Raw genomic sequence first — 13,814 nt, 5'->3', positions numbered from 1 at the left:
ATTAACGTTTTGAGAACTGAGGAGCTCTACGTGCACCTTTAAGACCGTATTTTTTACGCTCTTTCATACGTGCATCACGAGTTAATAATCCAGCGCGTTTTAAAGTTCCGCGGTATTCAGGATCAACTTGTAATAATGCTCTAGAGATACCGTGACGAATTGCACCAGCTTGACCAGTGTATCCACCGCCGTTAACGTTTACTAGAATATCATAGCTACCTAAAGTTTCAGTTGCAACAAGTGGTTGTTTAACAACTTCTCTTAATGCAGCGAATGGGATGTAATCTTCAAAATCACGACCGTTAATGATAACGCGTCCTTCGCCAGGAACTAAACGTACACGAGCTACTGAGCTTTTACGACGTCCTGTGCCATAGTATTGTACTTGTGCCATGTGAATGCCCTCCTTTTATTATTATCCGCGAAGTTCGTAAACTTCTGGTTTTTGTGCTTGGTGTGGATGCTCGTTACCAGCATACACGTGTAATTTTTTAACTTGAGCACGTCCAAGACGTCCTTTTGGAAGCATACCTTTAACAGCTAATTCAAGCATTTTAACTGGGTAGTTAGTACGCATTTCTAAAGCAGTACGCTCTTTTAAACCACCAGCATACATTGTGTGACGGTAGTAAATTTTGTTGTTTAATTTATTTCCTGTTAATTCAACTTTCTCAGCATTGATGATGATTACGTTATCACCTGAGTCAATGTGTGGTGTGAAAGTTGGTTTGTGTTTTCCACGAAGTAAAGCAGCTACTTCAGTTGCAAGACGACCTAAAGTTTTACCTTCAGCGTCTACAACGAACCACTTACGTTCAACTTCGCTAGCTTTTGCCATATAAGTTGTGCGCATTCTATTTTCCTCCTAATACAATATACATAAAGTAAAATTGTTTTTATTGTTTATCTTAACACGACTGGTTCCGGGGCTAATCGTGGTTCTTAAAACAATACCGTATTTAATATTAAACTTTCTACCTTCTAATGTCAAGCAAATGTTACACCAGGATTAGTTGTTATAATCTACTTTCCACAAAAATAATCCATGTGGCGGTGAAGTCTTGCCAGCAAAGCTTCGATCACGCGCTTCTAAAGCGATTTTCACACTCGTTACATCGCGTTTTCCTTGCCCCACTTCGACTAATGTTCCAACAATTATTCTAACCATATTATAAAGAAAACCATTTCCGACAAGCTTAATAACAATTCCTTGTTCTTCTTTCGTAATCGTTCCTTCATAAATTGTCCGAACTTTATCTTTTATATCAGTATTTGAAGCACAGAATGAACTGAAGTCATGCGTTCCAATTAAGTATTGAAGTGCTTCTTGCATCTTTCCAAGATCTAGCTCATATGGAAAAAAATAATGTTGGTTTCTTGAAAAAATATTTTCTTCCGTTTCATTCCAAATAACATATCTGTATTCTTTTTGAACAACATCAAATCGTGAATGAAACGTCGGTTCTACGATCGTAACTGACTTAATATATATATCCTTTGGTAATTGCGCATTTAATGCCTTTTTCCATTGGTCTGGTTCGAGATTATATTCACTATCAAAATGAATAACTTGTCCAACTGCATGTACTCCTGTGTCTGTACGACCAGAAGCGTGGATACGTATTTGCATTCCTTTATGCATTCTTGATAGTACTGTCTCAATGTCTGTTTGAACAGTACGTTGGTTAGGTTGAACTTGATACCCATTAAAAAGTGTACCTTCATATGCGATTATACATTTTATACGATTCATTTCACTTCTCCATTACTTACGTAAAAACAATAATAATAAAAATAGAATAACTAAAATAACAAGACTTAAAGTATCACTCATTTTCCACTTCATGATCCGAAACTTAGTTCTTCCTTCTCCACCTTGATATCCTCTGGCCTCCATCGCAATAGCTAAGTCCTCAGCCCTCTTAAAAGAATGAATGAATAATGGTACTAGTAATGAAACTAATGCCTTTAGACGCTCTTTAATGGGTCCTGAAGAAAAATCTACTCCTCTTGACGACTGAGCCTTCATAATTTTTTCGGTTTCCTCCATCAAAGTAGGAATAAAACGTAACGAAATTGACATCATTAAAGCCATTTCGTGGACTGGTAAACCAAATCTCTTAAAAGGATGGAATAATGATTCTAAGCCGTCCGTAATTTCGATTGGGTTCGTTGTTAAAGTTAGTATGGTTGTAATTGAAACAAGAAGGAAAAACCTGACAGATATAAAAATCCCTTGAATGATCCCTTCTTTATGAATTTCTAACCAACCATATTCATATAATAGTGGCCCTTCTTTATTTGTAAACACATGAAGAATAAACGTAAATAAAACTAACCACCAAATTGTTTTGAGACCTCTTATATAGTAGCTCATTGGTACTTTTGATAATAGAACTGAGGTCATTACAAATACGAATAAAATAGAATACGTTACTAAATTATTCGCAAAGAAGACAATAAAAATAAAAAGGAACATCGTCAGAAGTTTAGCTCTTGCATCTAAACGATGAATCAGCGAATCAATTGGTATATATTTACCGATAATTAAACCATTCATGTAGTTTCCCCATTGTAAAGATTTGCTATATAATCTGCAAGTTGTTCTAGTGTTAAACTTGTAGCTTGTTTCTCTATCCCTAACCTTTGATTTAATTCTTGATGGAATTTTAATGATAACGGGATTTGTAATCCGATTGCTTCTAATTCCTTCTCATATGAGAATACCTCTAAGGGGCTTCCTTTTAAGTATGTAGTGCCTTTTTGAAGCACGTGAATCGTATCAGCATATCTTGCAGCATCTTCCATGCTATGTGTCACTAAGATGATTGTCAGACCATTTTCTTTATGTAATTGATAAAACATATCCATAAGCGCTTTTTGACCACTAGGATCAAGTCCAGCAGTTGGCTCATCTAATACAAGTACATCCGGCTCCATCGCTAATACGCCTGCAATGGCAATTCTCCTCATCTGTCCACCACTTAACTCAAAAGGTGACTTCATTAAGTAATCATCGTTTAATCCTACTTTTTCGATTAAGATTCTCGCTCTTTTTTTTGCTTCTTCCTCTGAAACACCAAAATTCATAGGTCCAAAACAAATATCTTTTTCTACTGTTTCTTCAAATAATTGTTGTTCTGGAAACTGAAAAACTAATCCGACTTTTTTACGTAGTGATTTTAATTTCTTATTTTTTTTATCTGAATTGAGGGTAATATCATCTATTCTAGCTATCCCCTCAGTAGGTTGTAAGAGGCCATTTAAATGTTGTAGAAAAGTTGATTTACCTGAGCCAGTGTGACCTATTACAGCGTAGTAAGAACCATCAGGTATAGAAACATCAATTTCATGTAATGCACGATACGAAAAAGGCGTATTAGGCTGATAGGTATATCCTACTTTTTCAAAAGTAATTTGCATAATTCGTTCACCAAACTTTCTTGCGCTAAATGGTCTTGCTTAATAGGTAAACCCTTGTCTACTAGTAGCTTAGAAAGGTTATTTGTAAAAGGAGATGCTAATCCAAGTGATTCTAGTGAATATTCGGTTGTTAATAGTTCCTCAGGCGTCACACTTTGGACTAGATGGCCATCATGCATAATTAAAATACGATCAGCGTGTACTGCTTCTTCAATATCATGTGTAATCGATATTACTGTCATATTAATATCCTTATGTAGGTTACGGATTGTTTCTATCACTTCTTTACGTCCAAATGGATCTAACATAGAAGTTGCTTCATCCAAAATTAATATACTCGGTTGTATAGCAAGCGCACCTGCAATGGCAACTCTTTGTTTTTGGCCTCCAGAAAGGGAATGTGGCTCATGTAGTTTAAATTCCATCATATTAACGATATTTAATACTTCTTGTACCCTGCGATCCATTTCGGCTTTTTCAATACCATGGTTTTCTAAACCAAACGCTATATCATCTAATACAGTTGTTCCAACAAACTGATTATCAGGATTTTGAAAAACCATTGCTATTCTTTTTCGTACGTCCCATATCGTTTCTTCAGCTAAAATAATGTCATCATCTATTGTTATATGGCCTTCCTCAGGAAGAATAAGACCATTTAATAATTTAGCTAAAGTTGACTTACCTGATCCATTTCTCCCCACAATTGCGATCCATTCATTTTCTTTTATCTCAAAAGATACTGAGTGAATTGCATTCGTTTGGGCATTTGGATATTTAAAGGATATATTATCTACTTTAATACTATCTTTTCTCATGATTTCACCTATAATTCTTGTTTGTTTATAGATATATAATAGTCTAAAAGACAATATAAAAAAAGGGCAACGACATGTTTGCAATAAACGTCGAGCCCTTTAGTAACGAATATTAAACTAATTCGATAACAACCATTGGTGCTGCGTCTCCACGACGAGGACCGATTTTAGCGATACGAGTGTATCCACCTTGGCGCTCAGTGTAACGAGGAGCAACGTCAGCGAATAATTTTTGTAATGCGTCTTGACCAGTCTCAGCGTTAGCAACTTCATTACGGATGTAAGCAGCAGCTAGACGACGAGCGTGTAAGTCTCCACGTTTACCTAAAGTAATCATTTTTTCAACAACAGAACGTAATTCTTTCGCACGTGTTTCAGTTGTTTGAATACGTTCGTTGATGATTAAGTCAGTAGCTAAGTCACGTAACATAGCTTTACGTTGTGAACTAGTACGTCCTAATTTTCTGTATCCCATTTCTAGTTCCCTCCTTTGTAGGTAGTATCAAAATTGGGTCATATAGACTAGATGAAGAGAACGCCTCTCCCTTTATCAAAGCAACAGTCAGTCTTCTTTACGTAGGCCTAAACCTAATTCTTCTAACTTGTGTTTCACTTCTTCTAAAGACTTACGACCTAAGTTACGTACTTTCATCATGTCTTCTTCTGTTTTATTAGCAAGCTCTTGTACTGTATTAATACCAGCTCGTTTTAAACAGTTATATGAACGAACAGAAAGATCAAGTTCTTCAATCGTCATTTCAAGTACTTTATCTTTTTGATCTTCTTCTTTTTCGACCATGATTTCTGCATTTTTAGCTTCGTCAGTTAAACCTACAAAAATGTTTAAGTGTTCAGTTAGAATTTTTGAACCAAGTGCAATTGCATCTTTTGGTCCAATGCTTCCATCAGTCCAAACATCAAGTGTTAACTTATCGAAATTTGAAACCTGTCCCACACGTGTATTTTCTACTTGGTATGTGACACGAGACACTGGAGTGTAAATCGAGTCGATAGGAATAACACCTATTGCTTGATCCTCTCTCTTATTACCATCTGCAGGGATGTATCCACGACCACGTCTAGCAGTTAGACGGATACGAAGATGAGCATCTTTAGCAAGTGTCGCAATATGAAGATCTGGATTCAGTACTTCAACATCGCTATCATGCGTAATGTCAGCTGCAGTAATCGGTCCTTCACCGCGTACATCAATTTCTAATGTTTTATCATCCTCTGAATAAATCTTCAGAGCAAGTTTTTTCACATTAAGAATAATTGTTGTAACGTCTTCTACAACTCCTTCAACTGTAGAAAACTCATGTAACACACCATCAATTTGAATAGCGGTTACAGCGGCACCAGGAAGTGAGGATAAAAGGATACGACGTAAGGAGTTACCTAGCGTTGTACCATATCCACGCTCAAGTGGTTCAATAACGAATTTACCGTACTTGGAATCGTCACTGATCTCAACCGTTTCGATTTTCGGCTTTTCGATTTCAATCATTTTATAAACCCTCCTTCAAAACGTCGAAACCCTCGGTTAGACAATAATGCTAACCGAAAGTCCCCATTAGGCAGTTCCTAATTGTGCACAACAAGAGATGTCTGTTAATATTTGCCAAACATATATCATAATCCATTATAGACAATTTTTGTAAATTTATACAGACAAATTATACACGACGACGTTTTGGTGGACGGCATCCGTTATGTGGAACTGGAGTAACGTCTCTGATAGCAGTTACTTCAAGACCAGCAGCTTGAAGAGCACGGATAGCAGCCTCACGACCAGCGCCAGGACCTTTAACCGTTACGTCAAGAGTTTTTAAACCATGTTCCATAGATGCTTTCGCAGCTGTTTCAGCAGCCATTTGTGCAGCAAAAGGTGTAGATTTACGAGAACCTCTGAATCCTAATGATCCTGCACTTGACCATGAAATCGCGTTACCATGAACATCAGTAATAGTTACGATAGTGTTGTTGAAAGTTGAACGAATATGAGCTGTACCAGCTTCAATATTCTTTTTCACACGACGTTTACGTACGTTTGTTTTACGTGCCATGTTGAATACCCTCCTTTACTTAAATATTATTTCTTTTTATTCGCTACTGTACGGCGTGGGCCTTTACGAGTACGCGCATTGTTTTTAGTATTTTGACCACGAACAGGTAAGTTACGGCGGTGACGGATACCACGGAAAGAACCAATTTCGATAAGACGTTTAATGTTTAAAGAAACTTCACGACGAAGATCCCCTTCAACTTTTAACTTGTCAACTAATTCACGAATTTTACCTAATTCTTCTTCTGTTAAATCACGCACACGTGTTTCTTCTGAAATTCCAGCTTCAGCTAAGATTTTTTCAGAAGTTGAACGACCGATACCGTATACATAAGTTAAAGAAACTACCACGCGTTTGTCGCGGGGAATGTCTACACCAGCAATACGAGCCATTTAGGTGCACCTCCTTCTTTATTAACCTTGTTTTTGTTTATGTTTTGGATTTTCACAAATTACCATTACTTTACCACGTCTGCGAATAACTTTACATTTCTCACAGATTGGTTTTACTGATGGTCTCACTTTCATGATTTAAACCTCCTTGTAGATTACGGAGTGCATAATTATTATTTAAAACGGTACGTAATACGACCACGAGTTAAATCATATGGAGATAGTTCAACAGTTACCTTGTCACCAGGAAGAATTCGAATGAAGTTCATACGAATTTTACCAGAAACGTGTGCTAGAACAACATGACCATTTTCTAATTCAACTTTGAACATCGCATTCGGAAGTGTTTCCGTAACGGTACCTTCAATTTCAATTACATCATCTTTCGCCATTAGGGCATTCTCCTTTCTTCAAATCAGTAGCTTGCTGTAGGCAAACATACGCTTAGGAATATTAAGCCAAAGTGCTCTGATATGTTGGAGATTAATTGGCCTACATAAGTAAGAAATTCTTTCTGTCAGTAGTATAGGTTTGACCCTATTACCAATTGAATTGTAGATCCTATATAAAATCAATCGTTCCAATCAAAGCTAAATCAAAGCTTTTATTCATAGTAATTAGTTTTGACGAAACGACAAAACGTCATACACTTGGAACGACGATCTCTCGTTCGTTTTTTAAACTAACTCTTTTAAAAGATTATCAATGTCTACAAAAACTCTGCTAATCTCTTGGTCACCTTCAATTGTTTTCACATAACCAAGGTTATTGTAGAAATCAAGTAAAGGTTGAGTTTGTTTAATATTTACTTCAAGGCGGTTTGCAACAGTTTCCTTATTATCATCCGCACGTTGATAAAGTTCTCCGCCACATTTCGAACAGATTCCTTCTTCAGCTGGAGGATTGAAAATTAAGTGATAAGTCGCACCACACTCTTTGCAAATACGACGTCCTGTTAAACGATCAATTAATAGTTGTTGGTCTACATGAATGTTTAACACGAAGTCTAATTTACGATTCATTAAATTCAGTGTCTCTTCTAGTGCTTCAGCCTGCGCAACTGTTCTAGGAAAGCCATCCAATAAAAAACCGTTTTGGCAATCATCTTTAGCTAATCGTTCACGTACAATTCCAATTGTTACTTCATCAGGAACAAGTTGACCTTGATCCATAAACGATTTTGCTTTAAGACCTAGTTCTGTGCCATCTTTAATAGCAGCACGGAACATATCACCTGTAGAAATATGAGGAATATCATACTTCTCTACTATTTTCTCAGCTTGTGTGCCTTTGCCTGCACCAGGAAGTCCCATTAATATTAAATTCATGGTTGATCCTCCTCAAAATTAGGTGAGCAAAAGGGAAATTTCTACTTCCCTAACGCTCGTTATTTAATAAAGCCTTTGTAGTTTCGTTTTACAAGCTGACTTTCTAATTGCTTCATTGTTTCAAGCGCAACGCCGACAACGATTAGTAAACTCGTTCCTCCAATTTGAGCTGAAGGTGGTAAGTTAGCAATTTTACCAAATGCAATTGGTAATAAAGCTATGAAAGCTAAGAAAATTGATCCTACAAACGTTAAGCGATATAAGACTTTGATTATATATTCTTGTGTGCTCTTACCTGGGCGAATGCCTGGGATGTAGCCACCTTGCTTTTGTAAGTTTTCAGCCATTTGCTCAGGGTTAGCCTGAACAAAAGTATAAAAGTATGAAAAAGCAATAATTAAAACTAGATAAAATGCCATACCCCATGGATTGTTATAAGTAAATACTTTTTCAATCCAATCAGTCACACTGTTATTTGGTAAGAACGATGCGATTGTTGATGGAGTTATTAAAAATGAAACAGCGAAGATTACCGGAATAACCCCAGCACCATTAACTTTTAATGGCAAGTGAGTAGATTGTCCTCCGACATAGCTATTATTTCCATTGTTACGTTTTGCGTATTGGATCGGAATTTTACGAGTTGCTTGTTGGATGTAAATAACAGCAACAATAACAAGTAATAATACCAACACAACTAAGCCAACTTTAACAATGTTTAAGAATAGCTCATCACCAGCACCTTTAAATTGTTGCTGATAGATTTGTGAAATAGTAGTTGGAATAGCAGCTACTATACCACCAAAGATGAGAATTGAAATACCGTTCCCTACACCTTTAGCAGTAATTTGCTCACCTAGCCACAATAAGAAAGCTGTACCAGCTGTTAGTACAGTTGCAATATATAGGTAGGTAGACCAACCAGCATTTTCAATTAACATTCCGCCTGTAACATTGTTCATACTGATCGATAACCCAATAGCTTCAATAAATCCTAAAATAATTGTGATATATCTAGTCAGTTGAGTCAATTTACGTCGACCAATCTCACCCTGCTTCGACCATTCAGTTAGCTTTGGAACTACGTCCATTTGAAGTAACTGAATAATAATCGAAGCTGTAATGTAAGGCATTATACCCATTGCAAAAATCGAGAACTGTTTAAGAGCTCCTCCACCGAATGTATTTAGTACTCCAAAGACGCTCAGCGAGCTATCTTGGGAAGCAAGCACATCAGCGTTGACGTTTGGAACAGGTATAAACGTCCCAATACGAAATACAATTAACATTAATAACGTGAAGAGAATCTTTCTTCTAATATCTGCAACGCGCATAAAGTTGGAGATTGTCCGGAACATTAGATCACCTCAGTTTTTCCACCAGCTGCTTCGATTGCCTCTACTGCAGTAGATGAGAACTTATGAGCTTTAACAGTAAGTTTAACTTCTAACTTACCTTTACCTAAAATTTTAATACCAGCTAATTCTTTACGAACGATACCAGTTTCAATCAGTAACTCAGGAGTTACTTCAGTTCCGTTTTCGAAGCGGTTTAACGTTTCAACATTAACGATTGCGTACTCTTTACGGTTGATGTTAGTGAAACCACGTTTTGGTAAACGACGGAATAAAGGAGTTTGACCACCTTCAAATCCAAGACGCACACCGCCACCTGAACGAGCGTTTTGTCCTTTATGACCTTTACCAGCAGTTTTACCAGTACCAGATCCGATACCACGACCGATACGTTTCGATACTTTACGAGAACCTTCTGTAGGTTTTAATTCATGAAGTTTCATTAGGGCACCTCCTTACTTATTCATGTTTCATTAAATTTCTTTTACAGATACAAGGTGAGAAACTTTGTTAATCATCCCACGCATTGCAGCGTTATCTTCTTTAACTACAGTTTGGTTAGTTTTTGTTATACCTAACGCACGAACTGTTGCGATTTGATCTTGTTTACGACCAATAACACTACGAGTAAGGGTAATTTCTAACTTTTTAGCCATCGTTATCCCTCCTTATTAACCTAGTAATTCTTCTACAGATTTACCGCGTAATTTTGCAACTTCATCCGCACGTTTAAGGTTACTTAATCCTTCGATTGTAGCACGTACAATGTTCACTGGTGTGTTAGAACCAAGAGATTTAGATAAGATATCATGTACTCCAGCAAGTTCTAATACCGCACGAACAGGACCTCCTGCGATAACTCCAGTACCGGCAGAAGCAGGTTTTAAGAATACTTCACCAGCTCCAAAACGACCTGTAATTACGTGAGGAATTGTAGTTCCAACGATTGGTACGTTAATTAGATTTTTCTTAGCATCTTCAACAGCTTTACGGATTGCATCAGGTACTTCTTGAGCTTTACCTGTACCAAAACCTACATGACCGTTTTTGTCACCAACAACAACTAATGCAGCGAAACGGAAACGACGACCACCTTTTACAACCTTTGCAACACGGTTAATCGTAACTAGGCGTTCTTCAAGCTCTAATTTATTAGGATCAATGCGACGCATGTATGTCCCTCCTTCTTTTATTAAAATTGTAAACCAGCTTCACGAGCAGCTTCAGCTAAAGCTTTTACGCGACCATGATATAAGTAACCACCGCGGTCAAATACAACTACAGTAACACCTTTTTCAGTAGCACGTTTAGCAACTAAATTACCAACTAATTTTGCTGCCTCGATATTACCAGTACCATTTATAGTTAATTCTTTATCTAAAGTTGATGCACTTGCTAATGTTACACCATTAACGTCATCAATGATTTGAGCATAGATATGGTTGTTTGAACGATAAACGTTTAAACGTGGACGTTCTTGAGTACCAGATAATTTAGTACGTACACGAGCATGTCTCTTTTTACGTACTGCATTTTTATCAGTCTTTAAGATCATCTTGGTCACTCCTTTCTCTTATCTAGTTAGATTACTTCGCAGTTTTACCTTCTTTACGACGAACCATTTCACCTTCATAACGAATACCTTTACCTTTGTAAGGCTCTGGTGGACGTACTTGACGGATGTAAGCAGCAAGAGCGCCTACACGTTCTTTGTCGATACCTTTGATACTGATTTTAGTATTTGAAGGTACTTCGATTTCAACACCATTTTCAGGAGTGATTTCAACTGGGTGAGAATAACCAACGCTAAGAACAAGTTTGTCACCTGTTTTAGTAGCACGGTAACCTACCCCAACTAGTTCAAGGTTACGAGTATAACCATTAGTTACACCTTCAACCATGTTTCCTAAAAGGGCACGAGTTGTACCATGAAGAGCACGGTGCTCTTTGTTATCAGTTGGACGTACAACTGTTAATACGTTCTCGTTAATATCAATTTGCATTGCAGAACTAAAAGTACGAGTTAACTCACCTTTTGGTCCTTTTACTGTAATAGTATTGTTGTTATTAGTAAGAGTAACTCCAGCAGGAATTACAAGTTCTTTTTTACCAACACGAGACATTCACTACACCTCCATTCTCTCTGTCGTTTATTACCAAACGTATGCTAAGATTTCGCCACCAGTTTTAGCTTGACGAGCTTCTTTATCTGTCATTACACCTTTAGAAGTTGAAAGAATTGCAACACCTAAACCATTAAGTACTCGTGGTACTTCATCAGCTTTTGCGTATACACGTAAGCCAGGCTTAGAGATTCTTTTTAATCCAGTGATAACACGTTCGTTGTTTACACCATATTTTAAGAAAATACGGATGATACCTTGTTTATCGTCTTCAATGTACTCAACGTCACGGATGAAACCTTCACGTTTTAGAATTTCAGCAACTTCCTTCTTTAGGTTAGAACCTGGGAATTCTAATTTCTCGTGACGTACCATGTTCGCATTACGAATGCGAGTAAGCATATCTGCAATAGGATCTGTCATGACCATGTTCAGATAACCTCCTTCCTAATATCTATAAAATTACCAACTAGCTTTTTTAACGCCAGGGATTTGTCCTTTATATGCAAGTTCACGGAAACAAATACGGCAAAGTTTAAATTTACGTAAAACTGAGTGTGGACGTCCGCAACGTTCGCAACGTGTATACTCTTGTACTTTAAATTTCTGTTCGCGTTTTTGTTTCGCAATCATTGATTTTTTAGCCACGTTTTCGCCTCCTCTTCTTTAGCGCTGGCTTTCATTATTTTTGAAAAGGCATTCCGAATAATGTTAGCATTTCACGAGCTTCTTCATCAGTTTTTGCAGTAGTTACAATAACGATGTCCATACCACGTACCTTATTTACTTTATCATAATCGATTTCTGGGAAGATTAATTGTTCTTTAACACCTAAAGTGTAGTTTCCACGGCCATCGAATGCTTTTTTAGAGATCCCACGGAAATCACGTACACGTGGTAATGTTACAGCAACTAATTTTTCAAAGAATTCGTACATACGCTCGCCACGTAATGTAACTTTAGCACCGATAGGCATTCCTTCACGTAGACGGAATTGTGCGATTGATTTCTTAGCTCTAGTTACTAGAGGTTTTTGACCTGCGATTAGAGTTAATTCTTCAACAGCAGTATCTAACGCTTTTGAGTTAGAAACAGCCTCACCAACACCCATGTTGATAACGATCTTTTCAATTTTAGGTACTTCCATAACTGATTTATAGTTAAACTTGCTCACTAGAGCAGGAGTAATTTCTTTTTGATATTTCTCGACTAGGCGGTTCATTCAGTTGACCTCCTTTCATAAATTTCTATTATTTATCAAGTAATTCGCCTGATTTTTTAGCAATACGTACTTTTTTACCATCCACTAATTGGTAACCTACACGTGTAGGTACTCCAGTTTTTGGATCTAATGCCATAACATTAGAAACATGGATTGGTGCTTCTTTCTCGATGATGCCACCTTGTGGGTTAGCTTGAGTAGGTTTTGAGTGTTTTTTAATGATGTTAACACCTTCAACTAGTACGCGGTTATTCTTTGGAAATGAAGCAAGGATCACACCTTGTTTTCCTTTGTCTTTGCCAGAGATAACTTGAACTTTATCACCTTTTTTTACATGCATCTTCTTCGTGCACCTCCTTAATAAGGCTTTCTGAAGTATTTATTGTAGTACATTAATTATAGTACTTCTGGAGCTAATGATACGATTTTCATGAAGTTGCTATCACGTAATTCACGAGCAACTGGTCCGAAAATACGAGTACCACGTGGGCTCTTATCATCTTTAATGATAACAGCTGCGTTTTCATCAAAACGAATGTAAGTACCGTCTGGACGACGAACACCGCGTTTCGTACGAACGATAACGGCTTTAACTACATCACCTTTTTTAACAACGCCACCTGGTGTTGCTTGTTTCACTGTACATACGATGATATCACCGATGTTAGCAGTTTTACGGCCTGAACCACCTAATACTTTAATAGTAAGTAATTCACGAGCACCTGAATTGTCAGCAACTTTTAAACGAGATTCTTGTTGGATCATGTCAAATTGACCTCCTTTCGGATTAGGTATATTATCCGATCATCTATTAGATAATAACAGCTTCTTCTACAATTTCAATTAAACGGAAACGTTTTGTAGCTGATAATGGACGAGTCTCCATGATTTTTACGATATCGCCAACTTTTGCTTGGTTTAGCTCATCGTGCGCTTTATACTTCTTAGAATATTTAACGCGTTTTCCGTATAGCTTGTGTGTTTTATAAGTTTCAACTACAACCGTAATTGTCTTATCCATTTTATCAGAAACTACACGTCCTGTGTAAACTTTACGTTGGTTACGTTCGCTCACTGTGCAAACCTC

25 protein-coding genes are annotated in these 13,814 nt (G+C 37.2%); all 25 read right to left on the bottom strand.

Annotated elements, in window-relative coordinates; all coding sequences use genetic code 11:
* Position 1 precedes the first annotated feature (1 nt).
* The 25 genes from rpsI to rpsQ all read right to left on the bottom strand — a co-directional run bounded on the left by rpsI (position 2) and on the right by rpsQ (position 13,802).
* On the bottom strand, positions 2-394 hold the full coding sequence (gene rpsI / locus V7056_RS07415) for a 30S ribosomal protein S9 (RefSeq protein WP_056467505.1): 393 nt from the start codon (positions 392-394) through the stop codon (positions 2-4).
* Positions 395-415: 21 nt separating this feature from the next.
* Positions 416-853 carry a 50S ribosomal protein L13 gene (rplM, locus tag V7056_RS07410; protein WP_088003849.1) on the bottom strand — a complete coding sequence of 146 codons (438 nt, stop codon included), beginning with the start codon at positions 851-853 and terminating at the stop codon, positions 416-418.
* 156 nt (positions 854-1,009) lie between these two features.
* On the bottom strand, positions 1,010-1,753 hold the full coding sequence (gene truA / locus V7056_RS07405; protein WP_499700652.1) for a tRNA pseudouridine(38-40) synthase TruA: 744 nt from the start codon (positions 1,751-1,753) through the stop codon (positions 1,010-1,012).
* Between the two features lie 12 nt (positions 1,754-1,765).
* A complete protein-coding gene (locus tag V7056_RS07400) occupies positions 1,766-2,560 on the bottom strand; it encodes an energy-coupling factor transporter transmembrane component T family protein (protein ID WP_499700644.1) in 795 nt (264 codons plus the stop codon).
* On the bottom strand, positions 2,557-3,423 hold the full coding sequence (locus V7056_RS07395) for an energy-coupling factor ABC transporter ATP-binding protein (protein WP_499700642.1): 867 nt from the start codon (positions 3,421-3,423) through the stop codon (positions 2,557-2,559). The genes V7056_RS07400 and V7056_RS07395 overlap by 4 nt, the downstream gene beginning before the upstream one ends.
* Positions 3,399-4,241, bottom strand: a complete 843-nt coding sequence (locus V7056_RS07390) for an energy-coupling factor ABC transporter ATP-binding protein (RefSeq protein WP_499700640.1) — start codon at positions 4,239-4,241, stop codon at positions 3,399-3,401. The genes V7056_RS07395 and V7056_RS07390 overlap by 25 nt, the downstream gene beginning before the upstream one ends.
* Before the next feature lie 112 nt (positions 4,242-4,353).
* Positions 4,354-4,716, bottom strand: coding sequence for a 50S ribosomal protein L17 (rplQ, locus tag V7056_RS07385; protein WP_088003839.1), 363 nt, complete (start codon positions 4,714-4,716; stop codon positions 4,354-4,356).
* Between the two features lie 87 nt (positions 4,717-4,803).
* Positions 4,804-5,748, bottom strand: a complete 945-nt coding sequence (locus V7056_RS07380; protein WP_499700638.1) for a DNA-directed RNA polymerase subunit alpha — start codon at positions 5,746-5,748, stop codon at positions 4,804-4,806.
* Positions 5,749-5,917: 169 nt separating this feature from the next.
* The gene (gene rpsK, locus V7056_RS07375; protein WP_088044540.1) at positions 5,918-6,307 is read right to left on the bottom strand and encodes a 30S ribosomal protein S11; all 390 of its coding nucleotides are present in this window, start codon (positions 6,305-6,307) and stop codon (positions 5,918-5,920) included.
* A gap of 26 nt (positions 6,308-6,333) precedes the next feature.
* On the bottom strand, positions 6,334-6,699 hold the full coding sequence (rpsM, locus tag V7056_RS07370) for a 30S ribosomal protein S13 (protein ID WP_192604281.1): 366 nt from the start codon (positions 6,697-6,699) through the stop codon (positions 6,334-6,336).
* Between the two features lie 21 nt (positions 6,700-6,720).
* A complete protein-coding gene (gene rpmJ / locus V7056_RS07365) occupies positions 6,721-6,834 on the bottom strand; it encodes a 50S ribosomal protein L36 (RefSeq protein WP_000868344.1) in 114 nt (37 codons plus the stop codon).
* A gap of 38 nt (positions 6,835-6,872) precedes the next feature.
* A complete protein-coding gene (gene infA / locus V7056_RS07360; protein ID WP_056467475.1) occupies positions 6,873-7,091 on the bottom strand; it encodes a translation initiation factor IF-1 in 219 nt (72 codons plus the stop codon).
* 285 nt (positions 7,092-7,376) lie between these two features.
* The gene (locus V7056_RS07355; protein ID WP_499700633.1) at positions 7,377-8,027 is read right to left on the bottom strand and encodes an adenylate kinase; all 651 of its coding nucleotides are present in this window, start codon (positions 8,025-8,027) and stop codon (positions 7,377-7,379) included.
* Between the two features lie 59 nt (positions 8,028-8,086).
* Positions 8,087-9,385: a preprotein translocase subunit SecY gene (gene secY, locus V7056_RS07350; RefSeq protein ID WP_499700631.1), complete on the bottom strand. Its 1,299-nt coding sequence runs from the start codon at positions 9,383-9,385 to the stop codon at positions 8,087-8,089.
* On the bottom strand, positions 9,385-9,825 hold the full coding sequence (gene rplO, locus V7056_RS07345) for a 50S ribosomal protein L15 (protein WP_088003829.1): 441 nt from the start codon (positions 9,823-9,825) through the stop codon (positions 9,385-9,387). The genes secY and rplO overlap by 1 nt, the downstream gene beginning before the upstream one ends.
* 30 nt (positions 9,826-9,855) lie before the next feature.
* Positions 9,856-10,038 (bottom strand): 50S ribosomal protein L30, encoded by a 183-nt coding sequence (gene rpmD / locus V7056_RS07340; RefSeq protein ID WP_088003827.1) that lies wholly within the window; start codon positions 10,036-10,038, stop codon positions 9,856-9,858.
* Between the two features lie 15 nt (positions 10,039-10,053).
* A complete protein-coding gene (rpsE, locus tag V7056_RS07335; protein ID WP_088044546.1) occupies positions 10,054-10,554 on the bottom strand; it encodes a 30S ribosomal protein S5 in 501 nt (166 codons plus the stop codon).
* Positions 10,555-10,574: 20 nt separating this feature from the next.
* The gene (rplR, locus tag V7056_RS07330) at positions 10,575-10,937 is read right to left on the bottom strand and encodes a 50S ribosomal protein L18 (protein WP_192604285.1); all 363 of its coding nucleotides are present in this window, start codon (positions 10,935-10,937) and stop codon (positions 10,575-10,577) included.
* 31 nt (positions 10,938-10,968) lie between these two features.
* Positions 10,969-11,505 (bottom strand): 50S ribosomal protein L6, encoded by a 537-nt coding sequence (rplF, locus tag V7056_RS07325; protein WP_499700629.1) that lies wholly within the window; start codon positions 11,503-11,505, stop codon positions 10,969-10,971.
* Positions 11,506-11,535: 30 nt separating this feature from the next.
* Entirely contained in the window at positions 11,536-11,934 is a 399-nt protein-coding gene (gene rpsH / locus V7056_RS07320; RefSeq protein ID WP_088003819.1) for a 30S ribosomal protein S8, read from the bottom strand.
* A gap of 33 nt (positions 11,935-11,967) precedes the next feature.
* Positions 11,968-12,153 carry a type Z 30S ribosomal protein S14 gene (locus V7056_RS07315; RefSeq protein WP_069716795.1) on the bottom strand — a complete coding sequence of 62 codons (186 nt, stop codon included), beginning with the start codon at positions 12,151-12,153 and terminating at the stop codon, positions 11,968-11,970.
* A 34-nt stretch (positions 12,154-12,187) separates the two neighbouring features.
* Positions 12,188-12,727, bottom strand: a complete 540-nt coding sequence (gene rplE / locus V7056_RS07310) for a 50S ribosomal protein L5 (protein WP_499700627.1) — start codon at positions 12,725-12,727, stop codon at positions 12,188-12,190.
* Between the two features lie 28 nt (positions 12,728-12,755).
* Positions 12,756-13,067: a 50S ribosomal protein L24 gene (gene rplX / locus V7056_RS07305; protein ID WP_088044551.1), complete on the bottom strand. Its 312-nt coding sequence runs from the start codon at positions 13,065-13,067 to the stop codon at positions 12,756-12,758.
* 56 nt (positions 13,068-13,123) lie between these two features.
* Entirely contained in the window at positions 13,124-13,492 is a 369-nt protein-coding gene (rplN, locus tag V7056_RS07300; protein WP_107904046.1) for a 50S ribosomal protein L14, read from the bottom strand.
* Between the two features lie 46 nt (positions 13,493-13,538).
* Positions 13,539-13,802 carry a 30S ribosomal protein S17 gene (gene rpsQ, locus V7056_RS07295; protein WP_192604288.1) on the bottom strand — a complete coding sequence of 88 codons (264 nt, stop codon included), beginning with the start codon at positions 13,800-13,802 and terminating at the stop codon, positions 13,539-13,541.
* Between the last annotated feature and the right edge of the window lie 12 nt (positions 13,803-13,814).

The sequence above is a fragment of the Bacillus sp. JJ664 genome (assembly GCF_036962205.1).
GTDB lineage: Bacteria > Bacillota > Bacilli > Bacillales > Bacillaceae_G > Gottfriedia.
This window is presented reverse-complemented; position numbering and strand designations above follow the sequence as displayed.

What these genes read in the sequence shown, in the direction of transcription:
- rpmJ (WP_000868344.1), bottom strand. Translation starts at nt 6,834, where the DNA reads ATGAAAGTGAGACCATCAGTAAAACCAATCTGTGAGAAATGTAAAGTT.
- rplO (WP_088003829.1), bottom strand. Translation starts at nt 9,825, where the DNA reads ATGAAACTTCATGAATTAAAACCTACAGAAGGTTCTCGTAAAGTATCG.
- rplM (WP_088003849.1), bottom strand. Translation starts at nt 853, where the DNA reads ATGCGCACAACTTATATGGCAAAAGCTAGCGAAGTTGAACGTAAGTGG.
- secY (WP_499700631.1), bottom strand. Translation starts at nt 9,385, where the DNA reads ATGTTCCGGACAATCTCCAACTTTATGCGCGTTGCAGATATTAGAAGA.
- rpsK (WP_088044540.1), bottom strand. Translation starts at nt 6,307, where the DNA reads ATGGCACGTAAAACAAACGTACGTAAACGTCGTGTGAAAAAGAATATT.
- V7056_RS07395 (WP_499700642.1), bottom strand. Translation starts at nt 3,423, where the DNA reads ATGCAAATTACTTTTGAAAAAGTAGGATATACCTATCAGCCTAATACG.
- V7056_RS07400 (WP_499700644.1), bottom strand. Translation starts at nt 2,560, where the DNA reads ATGAATGGTTTAATTATCGGTAAATATATACCAATTGATTCGCTGATT.
- rpsE (WP_088044546.1), bottom strand. Translation starts at nt 10,554, where the DNA reads ATGCGTCGCATTGATCCTAATAAATTAGAGCTTGAAGAACGCCTAGTT.
- rpsM (WP_192604281.1), bottom strand. Translation starts at nt 6,699, where the DNA reads ATGGCTCGTATTGCTGGTGTAGACATTCCCCGCGACAAACGCGTGGTA.
- rpmD (WP_088003827.1), bottom strand. Translation starts at nt 10,038, where the DNA reads ATGGCTAAAAAGTTAGAAATTACCCTTACTCGTAGTGTTATTGGTCGT.
- rplQ (WP_088003839.1), bottom strand. Translation starts at nt 4,716, where the DNA reads ATGGGATACAGAAAATTAGGACGTACTAGTTCACAACGTAAAGCTATG.
- rplX (WP_088044551.1), bottom strand. Translation starts at nt 13,067, where the DNA reads ATGCATGTAAAAAAAGGTGATAAAGTTCAAGTTATCTCTGGCAAAGAC.
- rplF (WP_499700629.1), bottom strand. Translation starts at nt 11,505, where the DNA reads ATGTCTCGTGTTGGTAAAAAAGAACTTGTAATTCCTGCTGGAGTTACT.
- infA (WP_056467475.1), bottom strand. Translation starts at nt 7,091, where the DNA reads ATGGCGAAAGATGATGTAATTGAAATTGAAGGTACCGTTACGGAAACA.
- rpsH (WP_088003819.1), bottom strand. Translation starts at nt 11,934, where the DNA reads ATGGTCATGACAGATCCTATTGCAGATATGCTTACTCGCATTCGTAAT.
- rplR (WP_192604285.1), bottom strand. Translation starts at nt 10,937, where the DNA reads ATGATCTTAAAGACTGATAAAAATGCAGTACGTAAAAAGAGACATGCT.
- rpsI (WP_056467505.1), bottom strand. Translation starts at nt 394, where the DNA reads ATGGCACAAGTACAATACTATGGCACAGGACGTCGTAAAAGCTCAGTA.
- V7056_RS07355 (WP_499700633.1), bottom strand. Translation starts at nt 8,027, where the DNA reads ATGAATTTAATATTAATGGGACTTCCTGGTGCAGGCAAAGGCACACAA.
- V7056_RS07380 (WP_499700638.1), bottom strand. Translation starts at nt 5,748, where the DNA reads ATGATTGAAATCGAAAAGCCGAAAATCGAAACGGTTGAGATCAGTGAC.
- rplE (WP_499700627.1), bottom strand. Translation starts at nt 12,727, where the DNA reads ATGAACCGCCTAGTCGAGAAATATCAAAAAGAAATTACTCCTGCTCTA.
- rplN (WP_107904046.1), bottom strand. Translation starts at nt 13,492, where the DNA reads ATGATCCAACAAGAATCTCGTTTAAAAGTTGCTGACAATTCAGGTGCT.
- truA (WP_499700652.1), bottom strand. Translation starts at nt 1,753, where the DNA reads ATGAATCGTATAAAATGTATAATCGCATATGAAGGTACACTTTTTAAT.
- V7056_RS07390 (WP_499700640.1), bottom strand. Translation starts at nt 4,241, where the DNA reads ATGAGAAAAGATAGTATTAAAGTAGATAATATATCCTTTAAATATCCA.